Below are 25,441 nucleotides of genomic sequence, written 5' to 3' on the forward strand. Positions count from 1 at the left end.
AAACGAGAGCCCGGAATATTCTTCCGGGCTTTTTTACGGTTTTTTCTGACCGTTAACTCATAATGTCTCCTTTGAATAATCGAAACCCACCGTTAATTCAATAGGCGTTTTGGACTTGGTTTTGTCCACATTTGTTTGACTTAATATTGTGATTGAACAAAATACAGCAAAACAATTTTCAATCATGAAACGAATCACACTTCAATTTTCATCCCTGCTCACAGCGCTTTTTCTATTTGCTTTTTCCTGCCAGGATCACCGCGATCCGGATCCCGAGCCAATTGCAGAAGATGCAAGAATCAGGACCTTAGAAATCACAAATCCAGGTCAGGTTATCAATGATCTTAATTTCAGGCTTTATATCGAGACATTAGGCACCGAGCCAATTACAGAATATGGTATTTTACTGTCATTTAAATCAACCAATAGCGATGAATTTGCAGCAGTTCCCACACTTGGTAACGAATTTAGCAGCCCATTGAAATTCGAGTATGGCGCAACTGCCGGCGAGCACATTCACTTGCAAGAATCAGTAGGCTTTGATGATTTCGAAACACTTTATTACCGCGCTTACGCGAAAACAGGAAACGGAAAAGTGGTTTATGGTGATGCAATGGAATACACACCACTGAATGTCCCTAAATTTGGATCCTTCGCATTGTCATCAAGCCAGAATGTGCCGGCAACTGCCAAGTTGGAGATCGTTGGTTTGGGAACTGTTCAAGTTGAAGAATATGGCGTTGCTTATTCTTACAGAACCGCACCAAGCGGAGCAGTTAATGTTAGTCCAAAGCTAGCGGACAGAACTGTTTCTTATAAACTGCCAGTGAGTGTAAGCGCACATTCTGTTAACCTGCCTATCAAAGAAGGCAAATTTGACAAATTGTATGCAAGGCCATTCATGAGATTGAAAAACGCTAAAATATATTACGGAAGCGTTAAGAGTCTGAACGGTAATTAAGCAGTTCACCTGTCACATTGAGCGGAGTCGAAATGCTTGCACGACGCGGCTTCGACTCCGCTCAGCTTGACAAGTTGGTGAACGCTCAGCTTGACGATTTGTTAAATCTCTTAGCCTAACAAATCAATCTCTCCTACATTAGCAAACTGTCACTCCACAACTTCCAGTGCATCCCCTTCCCTAATAATCCCAAAGTTGCTGGCCACCAGGTTTTGCCCGAATAAAACCTTATTATTAATGCGCCTGTAACTTGCCAGTGTTTTTAGCGGTTCAGCGCCTTTTTGCCCGGTGGCGGGATCTACAGTGGTAAGCACGCAGCGGGCGCAGGGTTTTACAATTTCAAAATCCAAGTCTCCAATTCGGATTCGCTTCCATTGATCTTCTTCGAATGGTAACGTTTCAGTTATAACGAAATTGGGACGAAAGCGGATCATTGAAATCGGTTCGTCGAGCCGGGTGTTGAGATCGTCCAGTGAAGCCTGAGAAATAACAAGAAACGGGTAACCATCTGCGAAACTCACGATTTCACCGTTTTGGGCGTATTTTGGATCCGCTTTTCGCTCGGTCGATTCAGGCATCATGACCAGCCTTACGTTCTGCCCCAGTTGAGAAGAAAGCCACACATCTGCTTCGTCCATTACAGTAACAGCCTCCACAACATCATCCCAGACCTTGACGGACAAAGTTTCACCAGACACAGGCTCATAAGGAACCGTAATGTTGCTTTCAGGATTATTCCGCTCAAATATTTTTAACCCATCCTTTTCCAGTGCAACATCAATCAGTGCCATCTGATGGAAAACACGCTGCGTTATAAAGGTGTTGTTTTCATCAATGATCAGCCAACGACGGTCATATTGCAATCCCTTTTTTTCTGTTTTAGCTTCTTTCAGCCTAATCCCACCCAGGGACTTGACCGGATAGATCCAAATTTCTGATACACGCATGCTTAATGTATATTTTTATTCATGACTATTCTTAAAACTCCATCCGCGCCAATGGACTTACTGTTTGGTCGGTGAACTCATTGGCTTCAAACTTGTAATGTGCCGCCATCGCAATCATGGCCGCATTATCCGTGCAATATGCAAAGGCTGGAATGTACACCTTCCAGCCCAGTTTCTCTCCCAATTGAAGCAGCGACATCCTCAATCCCGAGTTAGCAGAAACGCCACCCGCAATGGCGATTTCCTTGATCCCGGTTTCCATCGATGCCTTTTTGAGTTTTTTCAAAAGAATATCCACCAATGTAAATTGGATGCTCGCACAGATATCATTGATATTTTGAGTGATAAAATCCGGATTCTCCCTTACCTGTTTTTGCAGAAAATACATAAACGAAGTTTTAATCCCGCTGAAAGAAAAATCCAGCCCAGGCATTTCAGGAAGCGGAAACGGATAGGCATGAGGGTTTCCCAGCGCTGCGTATTTATCAATTAATGGTCCACCCGGATAGGGCAGGTCGAGTAATTTGGCTGTTTTATCGAATGCTTCACCTACTGCGTCGTCTTTTGTTTCGCCAATAATCTCCATTTCGAGTGGGCCGGTGACCTTCACAATTTGCGTATGCCCGCCGCTTACGGTCAGGCATAGGAACGGAAACGCGGGTTTAGGATCGTCAATGAAGTGTGCCAGCACGTGCGCCTGCATGTGGTTGATTTCGATCAAAGGAATGTTGAGCCCCAACGCCATGGATTTGGCAAACGAAGTCCCCACCAGCAAAGCACCTAATAAACCCGGTCCTTTGGTAAAAGCAATGGCATCCAGGTCTTTTTTTGTTACTTTTGCATCTTTCAACGCTTTATCTACCACAGGCAGAATGTGTTGCTGGTGGGCACGGGAAGCAAGTTCGGGAACAACGCCGCCATATTGTGTGTGAATCAGTTGCGTAGCAACAACATTGGAGCAGATTTTCCCGTTAGTGATTACGGCTGCGGAGGTTTCGTCACAAGACGATTCAATGGCGAGGATATTCATAATTGTTGAACTATAGTCGCAAAATTAAGCATTAACAATAAGATAAGCGGTATCCCGCCGCGAAGCTGTATATGTTAAAATTCCTGAAGGCGTTTGGTAATGGTCTGATCGTAGTGATCATCTTCGCGCTGCTGGCGTTGGGAATTATTACCATTGCGCTTCAACTCCCTTCGGTCCAAACATGGGCAGTTCAGCGTGTTACCCGCGACGTTTCCGAAAAACTGGGTTATCCCATCACCATTCAAAAAGTCAATATCAAGTGGTTTGACGTCGTTTCGCTTGAAGGAATTTCAGTAAAAGATACGCGCCAGAAGGATATGATCGACGTCGGCCGGATTGACGTCAACCTGGATCTCAATAACATCATTGAAAATGCTGCGAAAGAAATTTATCTCGATGAGGTAAATGTGTTTCAACCCAATGTGCGGCTGGCGGTGCTGCCTCAATCCGGCTCGCTGAACATTGACGGCTTTATAGAACGCATTAACCAGCTCACCGCCCCGGCCGTTCCGCGCCCCAAAAACGCACCCGAAAATAATACGCCATTTATTATTGGTAAATCAAAAGTCATCGACGGAACATTCCGCTATGACGATCCGCGCCAGCCTCGTGACAGAGGCGCAAGGACATTTGATTACTCTCATTTTGAGTTAAATAAATTAAATGGCGACCTGAGAAATTTTCTGGTGCAGGGGGACACGATTTCCTTTCTGGCCAGAAATCTGGAAACGGTTGATAAACAGACCGGCTTGACGATGCATGATCTGAAATCGCGCTTTTTGTTTTGTCAAAAGAAGATGGAACTAAAAGAGCTGGACGCACATATCGGCAATTCCCATTTGAAAGACGAAGTCATATTTTATTATAACAGATCGGGTGAGCTCGGTGATTTTAACCATAAAGTCCGGATGAAAGGACATTTGGTTGGCAGCCGCATTGACTCGAAGGATCTCGGACTTTTTTCGAGTTATGTTGATAAACTAAGTGAAACCTGGCGCATATCCGGCGATTTTAATGGCAAGGTGGACGATTTCATGGTTTCGGACATGGACCTGCATTTCGGAAGAGGCAGTCGTCTAGTCGGGAATGTTGGTTTTCAGGGACTTCCCACGATAGAAGGCGTGAAAATGGACATTCAATTGTCGCTTTCGAAAGTGGAGCCGATGGACATTGTCCAGTATTATCCTGAATGGGATATGCATGAGAAACTTTCAAAATTTGGGCTTACGTTGCTGGATGGCACATTCAAGGGAACGCTCGAAGATTTCGCGCTGAATGCTTCCGCTTCCTCGGATATGGGCGAAGTGGCGGGCGATCTTGTGTTTCACATTGCCGACGCGCAGTCGACAACTTATTCAGGGACGATTAAAACGGCTGCATTTAAGTTGGGGAAGTTGCTGGATGACGAGGAAACCTGGCAGGAACTGGACTTCGACGGAAAGGTTTTTGGAAAAGGAACAGAGCTGAAATTCGCTTCTACCGACATGAATGCGACCGTCGGCCGGATTGGTTTTCAGCATTATAATTACAAAAACATACAGCTCAAAGGAAATATCCAAAACCAGTATTTCAATGGGCAGGTCATTGCGAGGGATAGCAATCTGATCGCCAACATTGAAGGCGAATTCGACCTCTCCAAGGCGCAGAATGCGTTTGATGTGCAAGGCGTTGTTGAAAAAGCGAATCTGAAAGAACTTGGTTTTGTAAAGGAGGGCATTACGTTGCGTACGCAACTGAATATTAATCTGTCAGGCAACACTTTGGACGCGCTCACGGGCGATGCAAAGCTCCTTAACACGTATTTGCTGATGGCCGAAAAGGATAGAAACCTCGTGATGGACACATTGGTCTTCTCGTCTCAGCAAATTGCTGAAAGGCGCATTTTGAAATTAGAAAGCGAGTTTCTGACTGCCGAAATGGACGGTAATTTCCTTCCCACAGCGGCATATAAGGATATCAGCAGCATTTTGGAAGAATATAAACTTTACTTTTTCGAAAACGAAGCCAGCAGATCTGCGTACTATGAAAAAAAGCCTGTTAAGCCGTCGTTAAACCGATATCAGATCGATTATGCCGTCGAAACGAGGAACTTATCCCGGTTTCTCGCATTTTTAAGCCCTGATGTTTATGTTTCCAGAGGCGCGAAGGCGGAAGGTGTTTTCAAAATGGATAACACGGCTTTTTTGACACTCGATGCGGTTGCGGACACGGTTCGTTACGGCACAAATGAGTTTGTGAAAGCGGAAGTAGATGTTACGACCTCCAAGTTTGTAAATTCAGCAGAAGTACTCGCCTCCATGCTCGTAACGTCTGAAAGGCAAAGGATCAGCGTTTTGGTCCCAACGGAGAAGCTGGAAATTGAAGGGGCCTGGGATGTGGATCACATTAATTTTAGTGGCGCATTACACCAGGTAAGTAGCACAAATGATGCTAATCTTGCGGGAGAGATCCGGTTCCTGCCCGCCGGTTTGGACATCGTTTTCAAAAACTCAAAACTCAATTTGCTCGAGGAAACCTGGAATGTTCCCTCTGAAAGCTTCATTTCCATTGTCGGAAAAGACATTACCATGTCTAATCTGGGGTTGGTTAGCGGCAAGCAGCGGATTTTCGTAAATGGCACAGCGTCCGAAGATCCGGATAAAAGTCTGATGCTGGATATAAAAAACTTCAAGCTGGCGAGTTTAAATCCGGTTTTAACAACACAGTTAGCAGGAATCATGGATGGTTCGGCCAGAGTGAAAGATGTTTATCATAGCGTCGTGCTGGATGCGAATGTCAACATTGAGAGCCTGGGTTACGGCCAGTATGAGTTTGGTAACCTGGCCGGGACCGGCGAATGGGACCAGGGCAGGAGCGAGCTTGAAATTGATGCACAGCTTAATAAAAATGCGCGCAGGGTGTTTAATCTCACTGGTGCTTACCGTCCAAAACAGCATGAAAACACGCTGGACCTGAAAGCGATTTTCAATAATTTTGACTTCAAAGCATTGGAACCGTTTGCAACCGGCCTGGTTTCGGATATTAGCGGAACAGCAAAAGGGGTGGTAACAATCAAAGGCGTTGTCAACGCGCCGGTTCTGGATGGTTCACTAATGGTTGATAAGGGCCGGATGAAATTCGATTATCTGCAATCGGTCTTTACATTTAGTGATAAAATCAATTTTACGGAAAGTGAGATCACCTCTGATAATATGCTCATTACGGATGCGGACGGGAACACGGCCAATTTAAGAGGAGGGGTTTTTCATGATAGTTTCAAATATTTTTCACTTGGTTTCAATGCCGATTTGAAGAATTTTAAAATACTCAATACAACTGCGAAGGATAATACCACATTTTACGGAACTGCTTATGTGACAGGTCCCGTTGCAGTGTTCGGCCCTATTGATAACCTCAACATTGAGGCGAATGTAACCAGTAACAAAGGCACCAAAATCCACATTCCGCTCGATGGCGCGACGGAAGTTGCCACACAGGATTATATTCAATTCGTAAGCAAAATGCCTCCGCCCGACAGCACCGCCGGCACAGGTGATTCCGCGGCAAGAAATCAGGTCGTGGGCGGAATTAAAATGGATTTCAATTTCAATTTAACGCCTGATGCCACCTGCGAAATTATTTTCGACAGACAAACCGGCGACATTATCCGCGGAAATGGCAGCGGCAGGCTGAACCTCAACATTGATACAAAAGGCGATTTTACGATGGCCGGAACGTATGAAATCGAAAGAGGGGAATACAATTTCACACTTCAGAATGTGATCAACAAGAAATTCAACATTAAACCCGGCAGCCGCATCGTTTGGTCTGGTGACCCATATGGCGCACAACTGGATGTAAAAGCGGGCTATACGCAGATGGTTTCGCTAGCCGGAGTGCTCCCCAATACAAGCACGACACAGTCGGGTAACGATGCATTATCGCGCCGTTATCCCGTTGAGGTGACGATCGCTCTATCGGAACAGTTGATGTCGCCGCAGATTCGTTATGATCTTAAAGTCCTCGATAACCCTTCATTAAGCGATTATCGAGGACAATTGGAAGCATTTCAGAATAAATTGAAGTCGGACGAACAGGAATTGAGCAGGCAGGTGAGTAGTCTGTTGCTGGTAAACCAGTTACTTCCGGAGGCAAGTCTTGCGGCTGTGGGAAGCCAGAATTTCCTCGGCAGCAGCATCAGTGAACTGGTTTCCAATCAGATCAGTCGCTGGGCTTCGGGGATCAATGAGAATCTGGAAGTTGGCGTTTCGGGGCTTTCTTTGGATCAGAATGCACTTAATAACCTGCAATTGCGGTTTTCCTATCGTTTTCTCAATGATCGTTTTCGCGTGACGCGTGACGGACGCTTTACTTCGGGAACACAAAGTGCCAGCGGGGCTTCGCAGTATGATGCGGCCAGTTTATTGGGTGAATGGACTTTGGAATACTGGCTCAACCCCAGCGGCTCGGTGCGCGTGAAAGCCTATAACCGCAATGTGCTGAACTCACTTGTAATGAACTCTGTCACAACGGGCGGCGTAAGTATGCAGTTTACACACAGTTTCAACCGCATTTCTCTTATGCCAAAACCGTCTGTTAAGATTCCTTACGTCCCGGATTCAACCAGACAGGATACGACGGTCAACAAAATGATCTCCAACAAAGACCCTACACGCTAGTTCCGGCCGATAAGCCATGCTTGATCGCGTGAATGCGATCATTAAACTGCATATTGGGGAAATCCAGATCAGGCACGCAAGTCGCTTTCAGGTAATCCATCACCTCCACCGGATGCGGGACTCTTTTGCCTGTGGTAATGCTAATGTGCTTGGAAGTGGTCCAAAGCATTGTTTTGAGCTCGGTACGGAGATCGTTGGTCATAAAATATTCCGTAACCATGGTGTCTTCGTTGTAATAAATCACCCGGGACGTAATCCGCACCCATTCGCTGATCAGCGCGGGACGTACATACGCAATCTGATGCTGATAAACCACCCAGCTCGTCCGAAGCTCTCGGAACATGGCTTCGAAACTGAATCCATAAAGCTTGGAAACCTGATCTTCCCGTGCATTGAAAAAATACTCGAAATATTTAGAGTTGTTCAAATGCATCAGCGGGTCACAATCCTGAAAACGGATGATCACCCGAGATTCTGCCTCGACTGGCATTTCAGATAGTTCAGCGGTAAAAAGCATGGATTTGAGAGATGAAATTTTGTATAAATTTTGGCAAAAACGTTATTCACCGCGATATCTCACAGCGAGCCCGCTGAGCATATAACCTTCACTTTTCACGCTCGTGTAGTACTTGTATTTAACATTAATAATGGCGTCAGCGCCAATTTTTTGTGCCTTAATGACCAATCGGGCGGTGAGCAACTCCTTGGTTTTCGCATCATTACCGCGATACATCATGCGTTTATCCTGCGTTTGGCGAGCTGTAAGCGAATCCTCACTGGTTATTTCCACAATCCCGATCTCGGAATAAGGCCGTTCCAGCGGCTGGTTATCGTATAGCAAGTCAATAGGATATTTCGTGTTGGTTGAAATAGGAATGCCTGAGGCGCAGCCAGCCACGATAATGATGATGGATACAAAAAACAGGCGGGTTAAGTTTTTGAGCGACGTCATTTATTTTGATTAAAGCATATATGTTAAAACTGCTATTCTTCTCCCAGAATTCCTACTGAGGCCGGAAAATATGTAATGCAGTCAAAACCTATACACCAAAACGTTGCCATTATGTTGCACCGGATTTTATTTCGCCATTTATCCCTAAGTCATTGCTAAATGCGATAATCTACGTTATTTTCATGCATTGTAAATCACATAATCGTCTGGATATGGTCATGAAATTTAAAAGAAGAAATGTATTCCGAAGCAAAGCTGTGCTCGGACTGCTGCTAACCTCCTTTATCGCCGCTCCTTCTTTTTCGCAGGATCTGCCGAAAGGGGTGAAAAAGGTCACTTCGGTGGAAGGAATTACAGAGTATAACCTCGAAAACGGGCTCAAAGTGCTCATGTTTCCCGATCCTTCGAAGCCTACAATTACGGTGAATGTGACCTATCTGGTGGGTTCGCGTCACGAAGGTTATGGCGAAACGGGCATGGCGCATTTGCTGGAACACATGGTTTTCAAAGGCACGCCCAAGCACCCTAACATTCCGCAGGAGCTCACCGAGCATGGCGCCAGACCGAACGGAACGACCTGGTATGACCGTACCAACTATTTTGAGACATTTTCAGCTTCCGAAGAAAACCTGAAATGGGCTCTGGACCTGGAATCGGACCGGATGGTGAATTCGTTTATTGCCAAAAAAGATCTGGACAGCGAATTCAGCGTTGTGCGTAATGAGTTTGAATCAGGTGAAAACAGCCCCTTCCGCGTTTTGATGGAGCGCGTAATTTCCGGCGCTTTCCTTTGGCATAACTATGGAAAATCGACCATCGGAAACCGTTCCGACATTGAAAGGGTGCCCATTGATAATTTACAGGCTTTTTATAAAAAATATTATCAGCCGGATAATGCAGTCCTAACTGTTGCCGGAAAGATCGATGAGGCCAAAACATTGGCGATGATCAATGATTATTTTGGTAAAATCGCGAAACCAGAACGTGTGCTTCCTAAATCGTACACCTCGGAGCCCACGCAGGATGGTGAGCGTTTTGTGGAATTGAAAAGAACGGGCGACGTGCAAATGCTGATGGCAGCTTACCACATTATGCCCGGCTTGCATGCGGATTATCCTGCTATGGAAGTGCTGACAGAACTTTTGACTGCTGAACCCAATGGCAGACTTTATAAAAACCTGGTGAATACAAAGAAAGCATCTTCCGAATTCGGATTCAGTTTTCAGTTGTTTGATCCGGGATTTGTGCTTTTTGGAGCTGAGATTTTAAAAGAGAAATCTTTGGATGAGGCTAAAAAAGCATTTACGGCGACATTGGATTCTGCTGCTGTTCTGAAACCTTCAAAAGAGGACATTGAGCGTGCCAAAACGACTATCCTGAAAAACTGGGATCTTGAATTTCGTAATTCCGAGAGGGTAGGACTAAGCATTAGTGAAGCCATTGCAACAGGTGACTGGCGGCTCGCATTTTTGTTTCGGGATAACATTCGGAAAGTTTCCCCGGAGGACGTTTTCCGCGTTGCTCAGTATTATTTCCGTCCCTCCAACCGCACATTAGGAACATTTGTGCCTGAGTCCAACCCGGTTAGGGCCGAAATTCCGGAAGCACCGAATGTTGCCGATCTCGTGAAAGACTATAAGGGAGAGGCCGTTGTAGCAGAAGGGGAAGCATTTGATCCGTCGCCGATGAATGTGGAAACCCGCACAACGCGCATTGAAAAACCCAATGCTATCGAAACCGCATTGCTGCCTAAAACGACCAGAGGAAATGTTGTTGCAGCCAAAATCACATTGCGTTACGGGGACGAAAAGAGTCTGATGAACAAAGCGACCATTTCGGACCTCACCGGCTCCATGCTGGACAAAGGCACAAAAACCAAAACCAGACAACAATTAAAAGATGAATTTGATAAACTGAAAGCGCGTGTTAGCTTTTTCGGGATCAATAACCAGGCCGGGGCGAACATTGAGACAACAAAAGAAAACCTGCCTGCTGTCATGAAGCTGGTGGCGGAAGTTCTGAAAAACCCGGCATTTGATGAAACGGAATTTGAAAAACTGAAACAGGAAGAGCTGGCGGGGATCGAGTCACAACGTAGTGAACCGCAGGCGATTGCATTCAATCAATATCGCCGGATTACGACGCCATATCCAAAAGGCGACATTCGTTATGTGGCAACATTTGATGAAGATGTGGAGAGTATTAAAACCACGACGATTGACCAGATCAGGCAGTTCCATAAAGATTTTTATGGTGCCAATAATGCTTCTGCAACGGTTGTAGGGGATTTTGACAAGGCGGCGCTCCAAAAGATAATTAATGATGAATTTGGCAACTGGAAAAGCGCCAAGCCATTCACCCGCATCGCTTCGCCTTATGTTGCCGTGAAATCGGAAAGCAAAATGCTGGAAACGCCCGACAAAGCAAATGCGATGTTTATTGCCGGTCTTAATATGCCCTTGCAGGACACAGACCCGGATTATCCGGCATTAGTGATCGGTAATTATTTGCTCGGTGGCGGCTTCCTGAACTCACGTCTCGCGACGCGCATCCGTCAGAAGGAAGGATTAAGCTATGGTGTGGGTTCGCAATTCTCGGCGAGCTCGCTGGACAAAAACGGGACTTTTATGTCTTATGCGATTTATGCACCTCAGAATGCTGACAAGCTGGAAGCTGCATTTAAAGAAGAGATCGAGAAAACGATGAAGGAAGGTTTTACAGCTGAGGAATTGAAAGCTGCGAAATCGGGTTACCTGCAATCCAGACAAGTGGGGCGCTCACAGGACGCTTCGCTGGCCAACACATTGACCAACAATCTTTATCTTAACCGGACAATGCAGTGGGATGCAGATTTTGAGAAGAAAATTGAAGCATTAACCCCGGAGCAAATTAAAGCTGCATTTAACAAACACATTGATTATAATAAATTGGTGATCATTAAGGCCGGTGATTTTGCAAAAGCCAAAAAAGGTGCGCCCGCAGCCGCTGCGCCTGCACCGCTGGGAGGAAGCGAGAAAAAGTAATATGACTTATTATTAACAGACAGTTAAAACCGGTGGCAATTTGCTGCCGGTTTCTGCTTTTAAAGCAGTACATCTTTATCTTTGCCGAGTATATAAGGAAACCTTTATCGCTACAATGCCTCTCCAATGAAATTGATAAAAAACCTGACATTAAAATTCCTGATTGCAGGACTCATCATCAGCCCATCCGTTTTTAGTCAATCCAAAACAAAACCAGCCACAGCTAATGCGGACAAACTTGCTCGTCCTAAGCTTGTTGTGGGTATTGTGGTGGATCAGATGCGCTATGATTACCTGTATCGCTATTATGACAAATACAAAGAAGGCGGCTTGAAACGGTTGATGAATGAGGGTTTCAATTGCCGGAACAACCATTATCATTATGCATTGACGGTTACTGCCGCAGGACATTCGGCTATTTACACGGGATCATTGCCGGCAATCAATGGCATTGTCGGAAACGATTGGTATGATGCGCAGGCCGCAAAAACAGTCTACTGCACAGATGACAGCACGGTGGCAACCGTAGGAAGCAACAATGGCGCAGTCGGCAAAATGTCGCCGCGCAACCTGCTTACCAGCACCGTCACGGATCAGTTGCGAATCGCCACCAATTTCCGTTCAAAAACCATCGGCGTGGCCATCAAGGACCGTGCTTCCATTTTGCCAGCGGGCCATGCGGCGACGGGCGCTTACTGGTTCGATGCAAAAACAGGAAATTTCGTAACCAGCACGTATTACAGGGAGAATCTGCCGGACTGGGTGACCGCTTATAACAACCGCAAAATGCCTTCCGAATATTCGAAAGCGGGCTGGAAGTTATTACTGCCCATCGAGCAATACACGCAAAGCACTGCGGATGATGTAGTTTGGGAAGGTAAAATTTCGGGCGAACCCAAATCCATTTTCCCTCATGAACTTATCGGAACCGCTGGCGATGCTTACACCGTTATCACAACTTCTCCCTGGGGAAACACAATGACAAAAGATATGGCCATTGCAGCCATTAAGGGTGAAAATTTGGGCAAAGGGGCCGATACAGACTTCCTGGCTGTGAGCTTTTCAACGCCAGACCGCATCGGACATGCATTTGGTCCAAACTCCGTGGAGCAAGAGGATAATTACCTGAAACTGGATATGGAATTTGCCGATCTGTTCAATTTCCTTGATTCCTGGACAGGAAAAGGCAATTACACGGTTTTCCTGACAGCGGATCACGGCGCTATGGACGTTCCTGCATTTTGGAAAGAAAAGAAACTGCCTGCGGGCTTGATGAGCGCAACGGCGTTGACACGCACAGTTGTGAAAGCATTGAATGATGCTTATGGGGAAGGCGATTACGTTGCGGCTTTCGAAAACTATCAGCTTTATTTGAATAAGGCCCTTTTGAAAGAAAAGAAAGTAAGCATTGCCGACGCTTACCAGGTTTTGCGCACGGCCTTGCTTCCAATGGAAGGCGTTGCAGACTTGCTGAACCTGAGCGACATTGGCCGCGCTCCTTTGAATACATATCAATTGGAAATGTATAAAAACAACATTCACGCAAAACGCACCGGCGACATTCAGGTAATTGTGCAGCCGGGCTGGTTTGCGTCTGCGTACGCCACAGGAACGGATCACGGAACGCCCTATAATTATGATACGCACGTGCCATTCCTGCTTTATGGCTGGGGAGTGAACAAAGGCGAAACACTGCGTCGGACCACGATAGCGGACATTGCGCCGACGATCTCTGCATTGCTGCACATTCTGCCACCGAGCGGAAATGTGGGTAACCCCGTTGAAGAAGCACTCAAAAAGTAATTTAAATCCCTTGCTGGCGTCACTGTTTGCAAGGGTTTTTTGTTTAATAAATATTCCTGAACCGTGAGAAAAATTTGCTTAAAAGCGTTGCTTATACTGCTTTCTGTATCTGCATTCGCCCAAACTTCCAAGAAAGCTGTCCCCAAATCTTCGCCTCTCGCCCGTCCTAAGCTTGTAGTCGGCATTGTGGTGGATCAGATGCGTTATGACTATTTGTATCGCTATTACGATCAATATCAGGAAGGTGGTTTTAAAAGAATGATGAATGAGGGTTTCAACTGTCGGAACAACCATTATAATTATGCATTAACGGTAACTGCTGCCGGTCATGCGTCTGCATATACAGGCTCAGTGCCCGCAATCAATGGCATTGTAGGCAACGAATGGTTTGACCCGATCACCAGGCAAAGCATTTATTGTGTGGAAGACAGCACTGTAAAAACGGTTGGGAGCACTAACACAACGGTGGGTAAGATGTCTCCGAAAAATTTGCTGACCAGCACAGTTTCTGATCAATTAAGGATCGCGACTAACTTTCGTAACAAGACAATTGCCGTTGCGATCAAGGACAGGGGATCCATTTTTACCGGGCGGGCACACGGCCAATGGTTCCTATTGGTTCGATTCCAAAACCGGGAACTGGGTGACAAGCACTTATTATATGGATGACCTTCCGCAATGGGTGAAAGATTATAATGCCAGGAAAATGCCTTCTGCCTATTTACAAAAAGGCTGGCAATTGTTGCTTTCCGCAGATAATTACGGCCAAAGCTCACCAGACGACGTGGATTGGGAAGGCAAATTGCCAGGGGCGAAAAGGCCCGTTTTTCCTTATGATCTGGCTGGTTTGGCTGGTGATGCCTTTGGGGTGGTAACGGATACACCGTGGGGAAACACGATCACGAAAGAAATGGCTATCGAGGCCATTAAAGGTGAAAATCTGGGTAAAGGAAAAGATACCGATTTCCTGGCGATCAGCTTTTCGTCACCGGATAAGATCGGGCATAGGGTAGGGCCTAATTCCATTGAGCAGCAAGACGATTTTCTGCGGCTCGACAGGGAATTTGCGGAGCTTTTCGGCTTCCTGGATAGCTGGGTAGGAAAAGGTGAATACACGGTTTTCCTGACTGCCGATCACGGCGTTGTGGATGTTCCTGGTTTCGCGGCGGCGCACAAGCTTCCTTCCGGCCTGGTGGAACGCAGAGTTGTGAATGCCACCGTTGATAAAGCATTGGATGATGCCTTTGGAAAAGAAAAATATGTGTTGAGCAGAGAGAATAACCAGCTTTATTTTGATCATGACCTTTTGCAAAAAAAGAAAATAACCGTTGCTATGGCGACAGACGTAATCCGCGAAGCATTGCTAAAAGTCCCGGGCGTAGCGGACGTCCTGAACCTGACGGATATGGGAAAAGCGCCTTTGAACACTTTTCAGCTGGAATTATACAAGAACAATGTAAATGCCAAACGCAGCGGAGATGTGCAGATCCTTTCCCAGCCAGGATGGTTTTACGGAACGCCAACAGGAACTTCCCACGGCACACCATACAATTACGACACGCAGGTTCCTTTTGTCATGTTTGGATGGGGGATAAATAAAGGAGAAACATTGCGCCGGACTTCGGTTTCGGACATTGCGCCTACTGTTGCTTCATTGCTGCACATTCTACCCGCCAGCGGGAATATTGGAAATCCGGTAGAAGAGGCTATTAAGAAGTGAATTATACTAAAAAAAGAGGCTGTATAGCGGAGTTAATCCTTTGCTATGCAGCCTCTTTTTTATGAATGTTCAGGTTTTTAGTCAATGTTCAAGATTCTTCTACAATCAGCAGGATGCCATCTGCCTGCTTGATCACGACCTTACTTCCTGCTGCTATCGACGTGTGGTTGACCGAATTCGCCTTCCATTCAGCACCGCGATAGTATATTTTACCTTCTCCTTCTGCGGGGATATCCTTGATAACCATGGCCGTTTCGCCCACAAACTCATTATATTCAGCGGCTCCCTTCCGGTCCAGCAACCTGCGCGCATGTTTACGTAAAACAAGCATGGAAACCAGGGAAATCACGGAAAAAGCGATGATCTGACTTTCTGTACTGGTAAGCAAGCCTATGGCTGCAAGTAGCGAGGTAAATAACGCACCAATCGCAAAAAACACGAACACGAGTAAAACACTGACCAACTCTGCGATAAGCATGATCAGTCCAACGATAAGCCATATTTGCGGCAGCGACAAATCCATACTATTTCTTCGGTTCTGATTTAACAACAGTAAGCGCAGTGGCGATCAGGGAGCTCATATCGGCGAGGTTCGCGGGTAAAATAAGCGTGTTGCCGGCCTTGGCCAGCTTACCAAATTGTTCCACATAATTTTCGGCCACTTTCAACTGGACCGCTTCCGAACCGCCATCCATCTGGATCGCCTGCGCTACTAATCTGATGCTTTCCGCAGTTGCTTCCGCAACCGACCGCAATGCTGCTGCTTCCCCTTCCGCCTCATTAATCTGTCTCAATTTTATACCCTCCGACTCCAAAACCACCTTTTGTTTCTGACCTTCGGCAACATTGATCGCCGCTTGTTTCTCACCGTCAGACTGCAAAATCACAGCCCTTCTTTCTCTTTCTGCCTGCATTTGTTTTTCCATAGCAATCAGAACGCTTTGTGGGGGCGTGATATTTTTGATCTCGTACCGTAATACTTTCACGCCCCAGCCTGTCGCAGCCTCGTCGATCGATTCCACAACGGCACGGTTAATGGTCATACGTTCCTCGAATGTTTTATCAAGGTCCAGCTTTCCAATCTCGCTACGCATGGTCGTTTGCGCGAGCTGGATTACTGCAAATGTGTAGTCTGCTATGCCGTAAGCGGCTTTTTTCGGATCAATAACCTGTATAAAAATGACTCCGTCCATACGCACCTGAACGTTATCGCGGGTGATGCATATCTGCTCGGGAATGTCGATGGCAGTTTCTTTGAGCGTGTATTTGTAGGCTATACGGTCGAAAAAGGGGATAATGAAGTTGATGCCGGGTTGAAGGACGGCGTAAAATTTGCCGAGCCGCTCCATAATGTAGGCGGTCTGCTGCGGGATTACTTTCACGGTCATCAGGATCGTGAATACAACGAGGACTAATAATACTATAAGTGGAGTAGTCATTTAAAGTCATGTTATGGTCTATTGCGAAAATAACCATAACATGACTTCCTTCCTACTGCTTCACGCACCAGTGTAACGGAAACTTGCTCGTCGGTTTAAGATGGGGATGGATGGTTACGGATATATTAATTTTTCAATATTTCTTTTGATATAACCATTTTTTGAATTTCGCTTGTGCCTTCTCCAATGGTGCAAAGCTTGCTGTCACGATAAAACTTTTCGGCCGGATAATCCTTCACAAAACCATAACCGCCAAAGATTTGAACGGCCTCATTCGCAACTCTTACGGCTGTTTCGGAAGAATGATACTTGGCAACGGAGCTCGCCAGCGCCACTTTCTGGCCCGAATCTTTCAATGCTGCAGCGTGGAAAGTAAGCAATGTTGAAGCTTGCACATCCGTATACATGTCCGCAAGCTTGAATGCAATCGCCTGGAAGTCACAGATCGCTTTGCCGAATTGTTTTCGTTCTTTGGAATAAGCCAACGCCGCCTCATATGCGCCTAATGCAGTGCCTACGCCCAATGCTGCAATGGAGATCCGTCCGCCGTCGAGGACTTTTAATGATTGGATAAAACCATCACCCACTTCGCCAAGTCGCTGACTATCTGAAACGCGGCAATCCTGAAAAATAAGCTCCACCGTTTCCGAAGCGCGCATGCCGAGCTTGTCTTCTTTACGCCCCGAAGTGAATCCTGGCGTTCCTTGCTCAATGATAAATGCGGTTGCGCCGTGCTTGTCGCCGGGCTCGCCGGTTCGGGTAATGATAACGGCCACATCCCCTGATTTTCCGTTGGTTATGAAGTTCTTGGAACCGTTAATGATCCAGTCGCCGCCGTCGCGAACGGCAACCGTTTGCATATTGCCTGCATCGGAGCCTGTATTGGGTTCGGTGAGCCCCCAGGCCCCTACATTTCGCCCCGAAGCCAGCTTGGGAAGATAGGTTTGTTTTTGGTCTTCATTACCAAACATTAATATATGATTTGTGCAAAGCGAGTTATGTGCTGCCATGGATAATCCCACCGAAGGATCTGTTTTGGAAAGCTCAATGATGGCCGTTACATATTCTTTATATCCTAATCCCGTTCCGCCGTATTGCTCAGGAACCAGCATGCCCATCAGGCCCAATTCACCCAGACTGTGAAACAATGTTTTGGGGAATTGCTGGGCTTCGTCCCACTCCCTTATATTAGGCTTTATATGGATAGCCGCAAAGTCTTTAACCGTTTCCCGGATCAGGTCACAGGTTTGTTCGCGCTGGCTTTCAATAGAATCCTCTTTAATCAAGTCCATATTTGCTGATGATTATATAGTGATATTCAATGTTAACAAGATTTGTATTAAAATCACCATCCGTAAACGAACAAATCCTACATCATGCGGTGAAGATTCATTTAAAAAAATTACTTTTGCATACCTCGAATGTTAGCCGTCTTGGTTAAGTACAAATATTTAACGTTAATTAATAAGTGTCATAACAGCTATATAATAATTATCACATTTTATGAAAATCGCAGTTGTAGGAACAGGGTACGTTGGTTTGGTTACTGGAACATGCTTCGCCGAGACGGGCAACCAGGTGACCTGCGTAGACATTGATGTCAGAAAAGTTGAACGGTTGCAAAAAGGAGATATTCCCATCTACGAGCCAGGGCTTGATGTTCTTTTTGATCGCAATGTGGCGGAAGGCCGCTTGGTATTTACAACCAATCTTGCAGAAGGAATTAAAGATGCTGAAGTTATTTTTCTTGCGCTTCCGACACCTCCGGGCGAAGATGGTTCTGCCGATTTGAAATATATTCTTAAAGTAGCCGACGATCTTGGACACATCCTGGATAAATACGCGGTTATCATTGATAAAAGCACAGTGCCGGTTGGGACTGCCGAAAAGGTAAATGCCGCAATCGCTGCCAATGCAAAAGTTAAATTCGACGTCGTTTCAAACCCTGAATTTTTGCGCGAAGGCGTTGCAGTTGAAGATTTCATGAAGCCAGACCGCGTTGTGGTTGGAACTTCGTCGGAGAAAGCGAAGAAAGTAATGGAGAAATTGTACGCGCCATTGGTGAGACAAGGTAACCCGGTTATTTTCATGGACGAACGTTCTGCTGAAATGACTAAATATGCTGCCAACTCATTCCTGGCCATGAAAATCACTTTCATGAACGAAATCGCAAACCTTTGCGAGAAAGTGGGCGCAAATGTAGACGATATCCGTCGTGGTATCGGAACGGACAGCCGTATTGGAAAGCGCTTTTTGTTTGCAGGAATCGGTTACGGCGGAAGCTGTTTCCCGAAAGACGTGCAGGCGCTTGCCAAAACTTCAAAAGATTACAACTACGATTTCCGCATCCTGCAATCCGTTATGGATGTGAACGATGACCAGAAGAAAAAGCTTTTGCCGATGGTAGACAGCTATTTTGGTGGAAATCTGAAGGATAAAACCATAGCAGTCTGGGGATTGGCCTTTAAGCCATATACGGATGACATACGTGAAGCACCAGCTTTGGAAAATATCAATGCTTTGCTGGAAGCAGGAGCAAAAGTCACTGTCTATGATCCCGAAGCAATGACCAACGTAAAGCAGATCCTTGGCGATAAAGTAACTTTCTGTCATACGCCGTATGCTGCTTTGGACGATGCTGACGCATTGATGATCTTTACCGAATGGCCACAGTTCCGTACACCAGAGTTTGAAAAAATGAGCAGATTGCTCAAAAACAAAGTAGTTTTTGACGGAAGAAACCTCTATGAACTGGGTACCATGCGCGAAATGGGTTACACTTATTTCAGCATCGGAAGGGAAAAAGTAGTTCCAGCTTAATTGGGAAGTCAATATAACATTAAACCTATCTCATTTTAAATGAAACGTGTATTAATAACCGGAGCGGCGGGTTTCCTCGGTTCGCACCTTTGCGAGCGGTTCCTTAAAGAGGGCATGTATGTGATCGGGATGGATAACCTCATTACCGGCGACATGCGGAATATTGAGCATCTGATGCCCGATCCGAATTTCGAGTTTAACCACCACGATGTGACGAAGTTCGTACACGTGCCAGGTGACCTGGATTACATCATGCACTTCGCATCACCTGCCAGCCCGATCGACTATTTGAAAATTCCTATTCAAACCCTTAAAGTGGGTGCGATGGGGACGCATAATTTGCTTGGACTTGCACGCGTAAAAAATGCACGTTTTATTATCGCTTCAACGTCGGAAGTTTACGGTGATCCATTGGTTCACCCACAAACAGAAGATTACTGGGGCCATGTTAACCCGATCGGGCCGCGTGGCTGCTATGATGAGGCAAAACGTTATCAGGAAGCGATCACAATGGCTTACCATCGGTATCACCAACTGGAAACACGGATTGTAAGGATCTTTAATACTTACGGACCTAGAATGCGCCTCAATGACGGACGTGTATTGCCTGCATTCATCGGGCAAGCACTAAGAGGTGAGGACATTACTGTATTCGGTGACGGAACCCAAACACGCGCATTCTGTTACGTGGATGATCTGGTTGAAGGCATTTACCGATTGCTAATGAGCGATTATTCTTTGCCTGTTAACATTGGAAACCCTTCTGAAATTACCATTGGGGAATTCGCTGAGGAAATAATTAAACTGACGGGAACGGATCAGAAAGTGATTTATCAACCGCTTCCGCAGGACGATCCGAAACAGCGTCAGCCGGACATAACATTAGCAAAAGAAATCCTGGGCTGGGAGCCAAAAGTTTCGCGCGAGGAAGGTCTGCGCATCACTTACGACTACTTCCGCAACTTGCCGAAAGAAAGGCTTTATGAAGAATCAAATCACAGAGGTTTCGAAAATTTCAGCGGTTCCAAATAGAGATATTTTAGAAAGAAAGTGCACAAAAAATCCCGCGAAAGCGGGATTTTTTGTTTGTAAGCCCATGATACAAAACTCACTAGACTTCCATGATTTCTTTTTCCTTGGCATTGAAGATCTGCTCCACTTTGGAAATAAAACCGTCAGTGAGTTTCTGAACGCGGTCCTCACTCAATTTGATCAAATCCTCGGCAACACCTTCCTTGGTAAGCTTACGCAAAGAATTATTCGCATCCTGACGGATGTTACGAATGTTGATCTTTGCAGTCTCAATTTCGTTTTTTGCACGCTTAACGAGCTCTCGTCTGCGTTCCTCGTTCAATGGAGGAACTGAGATCCGGATCATTTCACCATCATTAGAGGGTGCAAAACCAAGGTTACCGTTACGGATCGCCTTTTCAATCTCATTGATAATCTTTTTCTCAAACGGTCTGATCGCAATCGTCCGGGCGTCGGGCGTGTTGATCGTAGCCACGTTTTGCAACGGCGTCATTGATCCGTAATATTCAATCTGAAGACCTTCGAGCATTTGAGGAGATGCTTTTCCGGCGCGTATTTTGCCCAGTTCAATGATAAGGTGCTTGATGGCGCCTTCCATGGTGTCCTTGGCGTCATCCAGATATAATTCTATTTCTTCCATTATTTTGTAGTAAGATATTGTATTACTGCTAGTTAGATATCAATGTCCCCACTTCTTCGCCCATTACGAGATCATACAGGTTACCAGGCTTGTTCATATCAAAAACGATGATCGGAACATTGTTTTCCTTGCAAAGCGTGAATGCCGTTAGATCCATGATTTTCAGATTTTTGGACAATGCTTCATCAAATGTAAGTTGGGTGTATTTCGTAGCAAGCGGGTCTTTTTCAGGATCGGCTGTGTAAACGCCGTCAACGCGTGTGCCTTTCAAAACCACCTCTGATTCCGATTCAATGGCCCGAAGTCCGGCAGTTGTATCCGTGGTAAAATAGGGGTTTCCCGTTCCAGCCCCGAAAATGACTACACGCCCTTTTTCCAAATGGCGGATTGCCCGGCGGCGGATAAGCGGCTCGCAAACCTGCTCCATTTTAATGGCCGACATCAAACGCGTGTTCACGCCATGCTTTTCAAGGGAACTTTGAATGGCCATACCATTGATAACGGTTGCCAGCATGCCCATATGGTCGCCCTGCACTCTGTCGATGCCCGATTTTTCGACGGATGCGCCCCGAAAAATATTTCCTCCTCCGATTACGATTGCAATCTGAACGCCTACTTCGGCAATTCTTTTGATTTCACGTGCGTAATTGTCAAGAATGTTAAAGTCAATAACCTGGCCTTTGTCGCCGCCATTCAGTGCTTCTCCGCTCAGTTTCAGTAATAAACGTTTATATTTTGGTTCGGGCATGATTGTGATGTAGGTGTTTTCGACCGTAAAAATAAGCTTAGGAAGTTAAGATTAACAAGTAATTTATTGAAACTCGAGCAATACCTGGTTTTTTTCAACGATTTCACCAGCCGCAACCTTCAATGTCTTAACCACTCCATTTCCAGATGATTTGATTGTGTTTTCCATCTTCATGGCGACGAGCACAAGCAACGTGTCCCCTTTGTTAATGACATCCCCTATCGAAACAGCAACGGATTGAATGAGTCCCGGCATTGGTGCTTTTACATTGTTGATCTTCGTGCTGGCGCTGTTTTGCAACCCCATTCCCTCCAGAAGTAAATCAAGTTCGTCTTTTGCCTTGGTATAAAAATGCTGACCATTGATTAGTAAATGAAATGTCTTTTCCGCCGCATTATGGTCCAGCACTTCAATATTATAGGATTTGTTTTGCCAGATAGCATGAAAGTGGTTCGCACCAACCGGCTCAATGTCCCCTTCGAACAATTGCCCGCCTATGGACAAGCTGTTCTTCTCATTATTGATTTCAAAAACATTTCCAGCTGACTTGTCGTCATCATTTTCAGTTGCCGGGGAGTCGGATACAGCGATTTTTAGCATAATGCTTCGCTGTATTCGTGGACAACTTCCTGTAAAATCCCGTCGAGTTCTTCGTAGGTCATTCCCTCCACGAGGCGCATACGGAATGGTTTGAAATGATCTAGTCCTTTGAAATAATTGGTATAGTGTCTGCGCATTTCAAAAACACCCGCAACCGGGCCTTTCCAGCGAATTGAAAATTCCAGGTGCTTGCGGCAAACGGCAACGCGCTGTTCCATGGTGGGCGGCGCGAGCTTTTCGCCCGTCTTCATATAATGCTTGATCTCATTGAAAATCCAGGGGTTTCCAATCGTGGCGCGGCCGATCATAATGCCATCCACACCGAACCTGTTTTTGTATTCCAATGCCTTCTCCGGCGAATCCACATCACCATTTCCAAATATCGGAATGTTGATGCGCGGGTTATCCTTGATCATGGCGATCAATGTCCAGTCGGCCGAGCCTTTATACATTTGCACGCGCGTGCGGCCATGCACAGACAATGCCTTAATTCCAATGTCCTGCAAGCGTTCCGCCACTTCCTGCACATTCTTCGTACTCTCGTCCCAGCCCAGGCGCGTTTTCACGGTTACCGGCAAATGCGTCGATTTTACAACCGCATCGGTCATTTTTACCATTTTAGGAATGTCCTGCAACAGTGCAGCTCCGGCCCCGCGGCAAGCTACGTTTTTAACCGGACAACCATAATTTATATCAATCAAATCCGGATTAACGCGCGACGCGATTTCTGCGCACGAACCCATTGTTTCTATATCACTGCCAAAAAGCTGAATGCCGACCGGCCTCTCGTATTCAAATATGTCAAGCTTTTGCACACTTTTTGCTGCATCGCGAATCAACCCTTCAGACGACACAAATTCCGTGTACATCAGATCCGCCCCGTTTTCCTTGCAAACCGCCCTGAAAGGAGGATCACTCACGTCCTCCATGGGTGCAAGCAGCAGTGGAAAATCACCTAACGCTATGTTTCCGATTTTTACCATTTCAAAAGGGAAGACCCCTAAGCCTTATTTTTAAATTCATAATTAACTGTAAATTTACATCAATTATGCAAAATAGTAACTCTATTCAGTTAGTTTCCCGTGTACCCGGCATAGGAGGCAGTTTGTTGGTCCTCATCGGCTTTGTGCTCATTGGTATGGCAGTGGGCAACATTCTGGCGATAATGGTCCTTGCGCTCTACCTGCAAGTTGATACAAACAGCATTACTACTATTCTGAACCAATTATTGAGCGATCCTGGCGGCGTGAAAAATGGCTGGTATGCATTAATGATGCTCCAAGGGACGGTTCATTTCTTTTCCTATCTGCTTCCCTCGCTAGTTTTCTGGATTTATATAGATCGCAAAACGATTGGCGAATTCGATTTCAGGCCCAAACCGGCGTTTCGGATATGGTTACTTGCTTTTTTGCTGGTTTTGGCTTTTATCCCTGTTAACAGCAAGTTTATCGAATGGAATGCAGCCATGAAACTGCCCGACGCATTGTCTGGCCTGGAATTGTGGATGAAGGAAAAAGAGAATCAATTGTCGGTCATGACGGCTTTTATGACCGAATATACACAGTTCAGCCAGCTCCTGGTCGCATTGTTTATTGTCGTTTTATTGCCCGCGTTGGGAGAAGAAGTGCTTTTTCGCGGCGTTATTCAGACTAAGCTGATTAAGTTGTGGGGAAATCCTCACGCAGGGATTTGGGTCGCCGCCGCTATATTTAGTGCCATACATTTCCAGTTTTACGGATTTTTGCCCCGGATGATGCTGGGGGCAGTGTTTGGTTACCTGTATTACTGGACCGGAAACATTTGGATTGCTATACTCGCACATTTTGTCAATAATGGCTTCGTGCTGGTGATGATGTATCTCAATAATATTGGTGTTATCAACATTAATATTGAAGAAACAAAGTCAATGCCGCTGATGCTGATCTTATCTTCATTGCTGGTTTCTGCTGGCATACTGTTTTCTATCAGGAAAACAAGCGCGATGCAGAATGAAGCGGTTGTCGTGGATAAGGAATTTTAATCAATCTTTTAACAAATAATATGGCTGAGAATTGGGTAAAGGCTTTTCAGAGCGCACAAATGATGCGTGCAGAAATTGCCCGTGAAATTTTAGAGCAAAACGGAATCGCGGCCGTCATTGTAGACAAAAAGGATAGCAGTTATCCGGTATTCGGAATGTATGAAGTGCATGTGCCAGCGAGTGATCTTTCGCAGGCTCAAACAATAATAACGAATGAGGGAGCGCTTAACGAGTCTGAATAATTTACAGCAAAGGACCATTACCGCGCTGGCGGGGGTATTTGTGATCATAAGTTGCATTCTTTACAATGAATTGACCTTTCTGCTCCTTTTTTGCACCATCAGCTCGCTCACCCAACTAGAATTTTACAAGCTCTTGGGCCTGGATGGAAATCAGCCGCTGACATATTATGGAACATTCTGTGGCACAGTCATGATATTACTTGCGTATCTCATAGAGCAAGACATTGTGCCATTTGAAAATTACTTCATAATCAGCCCGTTGCTATCGATGATATTCTTTATTAAGCTGTATAAAAAGAATGACCTGAAACCTTTTACCAACATTGGTTTCACGTTTCTGGGCATAATATATGTGGCTTTACCCTTTGCGCTCATCATTGTGATGGCCATGCGGGGTGGAAACTATAATTATGAGATCGTGCTGGGAAGCCTGCTTTTGCTTTGGGCTTCTGACATCGGCGGTTATTTTGCCGGGACGAAATTTGGAAAAAGAAAGCTGTTTGAACGCATTTCCCCAAAGAAATCATGGGAAGGCGCCATGGGAAGTGCGGTCTTTGCGGCTTTTATCGCGTTTGTGCTCGGTTATTATTTCCGTACCTTCGAACCCTGGAAATGGTATTGTATCGGGGCTATTATCGTGGTGGTAGGCACTTACGGCGATCTGGTAGAGTCGCTTTTTAAGCGGAGCATTGCCATTAAGGACTCGGGAAGTAGTATTCCTGGTCACGGAGGCTTTTTAGATCGGTTTGACGGTCTGCTCCTTTCTGCTCCGTTTATCGTTACTTTTTTGAAGCTCTTTTCCTGAG

At 45.7% G+C, this 25,441-nt stretch carries 20 protein-coding genes and 1 pseudogene; 10 read left to right on the plus strand and 11 right to left on the minus strand.

The genetic code is table 11. The annotated features are described in order from the left end of the window. Positions 1-184 precede the first annotated feature (184 nt). On the plus strand, positions 185-961 hold the full coding sequence (locus MUK70_RS27880; RefSeq protein WP_234657037.1) for a hypothetical protein: 777 nt from the start codon (positions 185-187) through the stop codon (positions 959-961). A 149-nt stretch (positions 962-1,110) separates the two neighbouring features. Here the strand turns inward: MUK70_RS27880 and MUK70_RS27885 are convergent, their stop codons facing one another. Together MUK70_RS27885 and tsaD are read right to left on the minus strand one after the other, a co-directional pair. Beyond that, positions 1,111-1,908 carry an MOSC domain-containing protein gene (locus MUK70_RS27885; protein ID WP_234657038.1) on the minus strand — a complete coding sequence of 266 codons (798 nt, stop codon included), beginning with the start codon at positions 1,906-1,908 and terminating at the stop codon, positions 1,111-1,113. Between the two features lie 31 nt (positions 1,909-1,939). Continuing rightward, positions 1,940-2,938 (minus strand): tRNA (adenosine(37)-N6)-threonylcarbamoyltransferase complex transferase subunit TsaD, encoded by a 999-nt coding sequence (gene tsaD, locus MUK70_RS27890; protein WP_234657041.1) that lies wholly within the window; start codon positions 2,936-2,938, stop codon positions 1,940-1,942. A gap of 71 nt (positions 2,939-3,009) precedes the next feature. Here tsaD and MUK70_RS27895 point away from each other — a divergent pair, with 71 nt between their 5' ends. Further along, positions 3,010-7,596, plus strand: a complete 4,587-nt coding sequence (locus MUK70_RS27895) for a translocation/assembly module TamB domain-containing protein (protein ID WP_234657043.1) — start codon at positions 3,010-3,012, stop codon at positions 7,594-7,596. On the opposite strand, the gene MUK70_RS27900 is transcribed toward MUK70_RS27895, so the two are convergent. Together MUK70_RS27900 and MUK70_RS27905 are read right to left on the minus strand one after the other, a co-directional pair. Next, positions 7,586-8,113 (minus strand): acyl-CoA thioesterase, encoded by a 528-nt coding sequence (locus MUK70_RS27900; RefSeq protein ID WP_234657046.1) that lies wholly within the window; start codon positions 8,111-8,113, stop codon positions 7,586-7,588. The two genes, MUK70_RS27895 and MUK70_RS27900, sit on opposite strands and share 11 nt — an antisense overlap. Before the next feature lie 42 nt (positions 8,114-8,155). After that, positions 8,156-8,548: a hypothetical protein gene (locus tag MUK70_RS27905; protein ID WP_234604110.1), complete on the minus strand. Its 393-nt coding sequence runs from the start codon at positions 8,546-8,548 to the stop codon at positions 8,156-8,158. Between the two features lie 212 nt (positions 8,549-8,760). Here MUK70_RS27905 and MUK70_RS27910 point away from each other — a divergent pair, with 212 nt between their 5' ends. The 3 genes and pseudogenes from MUK70_RS27910 to pafA (MUK70_RS31260) all read left to right on the plus strand — a co-directional run bounded on the left by MUK70_RS27910 (position 8,761) and on the right by pafA (MUK70_RS31260) (position 15,094). Next, positions 8,761-11,571 carry a M16 family metallopeptidase gene (locus tag MUK70_RS27910; RefSeq protein ID WP_234657126.1) on the plus strand — a complete coding sequence of 937 codons (2,811 nt, stop codon included), beginning with the start codon at positions 8,761-8,763 and terminating at the stop codon, positions 11,569-11,571. A gap of 126 nt (positions 11,572-11,697) precedes the next feature. Next, positions 11,698-13,374, plus strand: a complete 1,677-nt coding sequence (gene pafA, locus MUK70_RS27915) for an alkaline phosphatase PafA (RefSeq protein WP_234657047.1) — start codon at positions 11,698-11,700, stop codon at positions 13,372-13,374. 63 nt (positions 13,375-13,437) lie between these two features. Continuing rightward, a pseudogene (gene pafA / locus MUK70_RS31260) lies at positions 13,438-15,094 on the plus strand (alkaline phosphatase PafA). Positions 15,095-15,182: 88 nt separating this feature from the next. On the opposite strand, the gene MUK70_RS27925 reads toward pafA (MUK70_RS31260), so the two are convergent. The 3 genes from MUK70_RS27925 to MUK70_RS27935 form a co-directional block, all read right to left on the minus strand. Next, positions 15,183-15,617 carry an NfeD family protein gene (locus MUK70_RS27925; RefSeq protein ID WP_234604107.1) on the minus strand — a complete coding sequence of 145 codons (435 nt, stop codon included), beginning with the start codon at positions 15,615-15,617 and terminating at the stop codon, positions 15,183-15,185. A 1-nt stretch (position 15,618) separates the two neighbouring features. After that, entirely contained in the window at positions 15,619-16,533 is a 915-nt protein-coding gene (locus MUK70_RS27930; RefSeq protein WP_234604106.1) for an SPFH domain-containing protein, read from the minus strand. 125 nt (positions 16,534-16,658) lie between these two features. Continuing rightward, positions 16,659-17,825, minus strand: coding sequence for an acyl-CoA dehydrogenase family protein (locus MUK70_RS27935; RefSeq protein ID WP_234657049.1), 1,167 nt, complete (start codon positions 17,823-17,825; stop codon positions 16,659-16,661). Positions 17,826-18,036: 211 nt separating this feature from the next. Here MUK70_RS27935 and MUK70_RS27940 point away from each other — a divergent pair, with 211 nt between their 5' ends. Together MUK70_RS27940 and MUK70_RS27945 are read left to right on the plus strand one after the other, a co-directional pair. Next, on the plus strand, positions 18,037-19,353 hold the full coding sequence (locus MUK70_RS27940; protein WP_234657050.1) for a UDP-glucose dehydrogenase family protein: 1,317 nt from the start codon (positions 18,037-18,039) through the stop codon (positions 19,351-19,353). A 39-nt stretch (positions 19,354-19,392) separates the two neighbouring features. Then, complete coding sequence (locus tag MUK70_RS27945; protein WP_234604103.1) at positions 19,393-20,385, plus strand: UDP-glucuronic acid decarboxylase family protein; 993 nt, start codon at positions 19,393-19,395, stop codon at positions 20,383-20,385. 79 nt (positions 20,386-20,464) lie between these two features. Here MUK70_RS27945 and frr read toward each other — a convergent pair whose 3' ends face one another. The 4 genes from frr to dusB all read right to left on the minus strand — a co-directional run bounded on the left by frr (position 20,465) and on the right by dusB (position 23,356). Further along, positions 20,465-21,025, minus strand: coding sequence for a ribosome recycling factor (gene frr, locus MUK70_RS27950; RefSeq protein WP_234604102.1), 561 nt, complete (start codon positions 21,023-21,025; stop codon positions 20,465-20,467). A gap of 28 nt (positions 21,026-21,053) precedes the next feature. Beyond that, entirely contained in the window at positions 21,054-21,773 is a 720-nt protein-coding gene (gene pyrH, locus MUK70_RS27955; RefSeq protein WP_026628531.1) for a UMP kinase, read from the minus strand. A gap of 63 nt (positions 21,774-21,836) precedes the next feature. After that, positions 21,837-22,373 carry an acyl-CoA carboxylase biotin carboxyl carrier protein subunit gene (locus MUK70_RS27960; protein WP_234657051.1) on the minus strand — a complete coding sequence of 179 codons (537 nt, stop codon included), beginning with the start codon at positions 22,371-22,373 and terminating at the stop codon, positions 21,837-21,839. After that, positions 22,367-23,356 carry a tRNA dihydrouridine synthase DusB gene (gene dusB / locus MUK70_RS27965; protein WP_234604099.1) on the minus strand — a complete coding sequence of 330 codons (990 nt, stop codon included), beginning with the start codon at positions 23,354-23,356 and terminating at the stop codon, positions 22,367-22,369. Before dusB ends, MUK70_RS27960 begins: the two co-directional genes overlap by 7 nt. A 65-nt stretch (positions 23,357-23,421) precedes the next feature. Here dusB and MUK70_RS27970 point away from each other — a divergent pair, with 65 nt between their 5' ends. From MUK70_RS27970 to MUK70_RS27980, 3 genes are read left to right on the plus strand one after another with little or no spacing between them, the layout of a single operon-like run. Beyond that, positions 23,422-24,393 (plus strand): CPBP family intramembrane glutamic endopeptidase, encoded by a 972-nt coding sequence (locus tag MUK70_RS27970; protein WP_234657052.1) that lies wholly within the window; start codon positions 23,422-23,424, stop codon positions 24,391-24,393. Positions 24,394-24,413: 20 nt separating this feature from the next. Beyond that, a complete protein-coding gene (locus MUK70_RS27975) occupies positions 24,414-24,635 on the plus strand; it encodes a putative signal transducing protein (protein ID WP_234604095.1) in 222 nt (73 codons plus the stop codon). Then, positions 24,607-25,440, plus strand: a complete 834-nt coding sequence (locus MUK70_RS27980) for a phosphatidate cytidylyltransferase (protein WP_234604094.1) — start codon at positions 24,607-24,609, stop codon at positions 25,438-25,440. Before MUK70_RS27975 ends, MUK70_RS27980 begins: the two co-directional genes overlap by 29 nt. Position 25,441 lies beyond the last annotated feature (1 nt).

Origin of the sequence: Dyadobacter chenwenxiniae (assembly GCF_022869785.1) — a bacterium.
Taxonomy (GTDB): Bacteria; Bacteroidota; Bacteroidia; order Cytophagales; family Spirosomataceae; genus Dyadobacter; species Dyadobacter chenwenxiniae.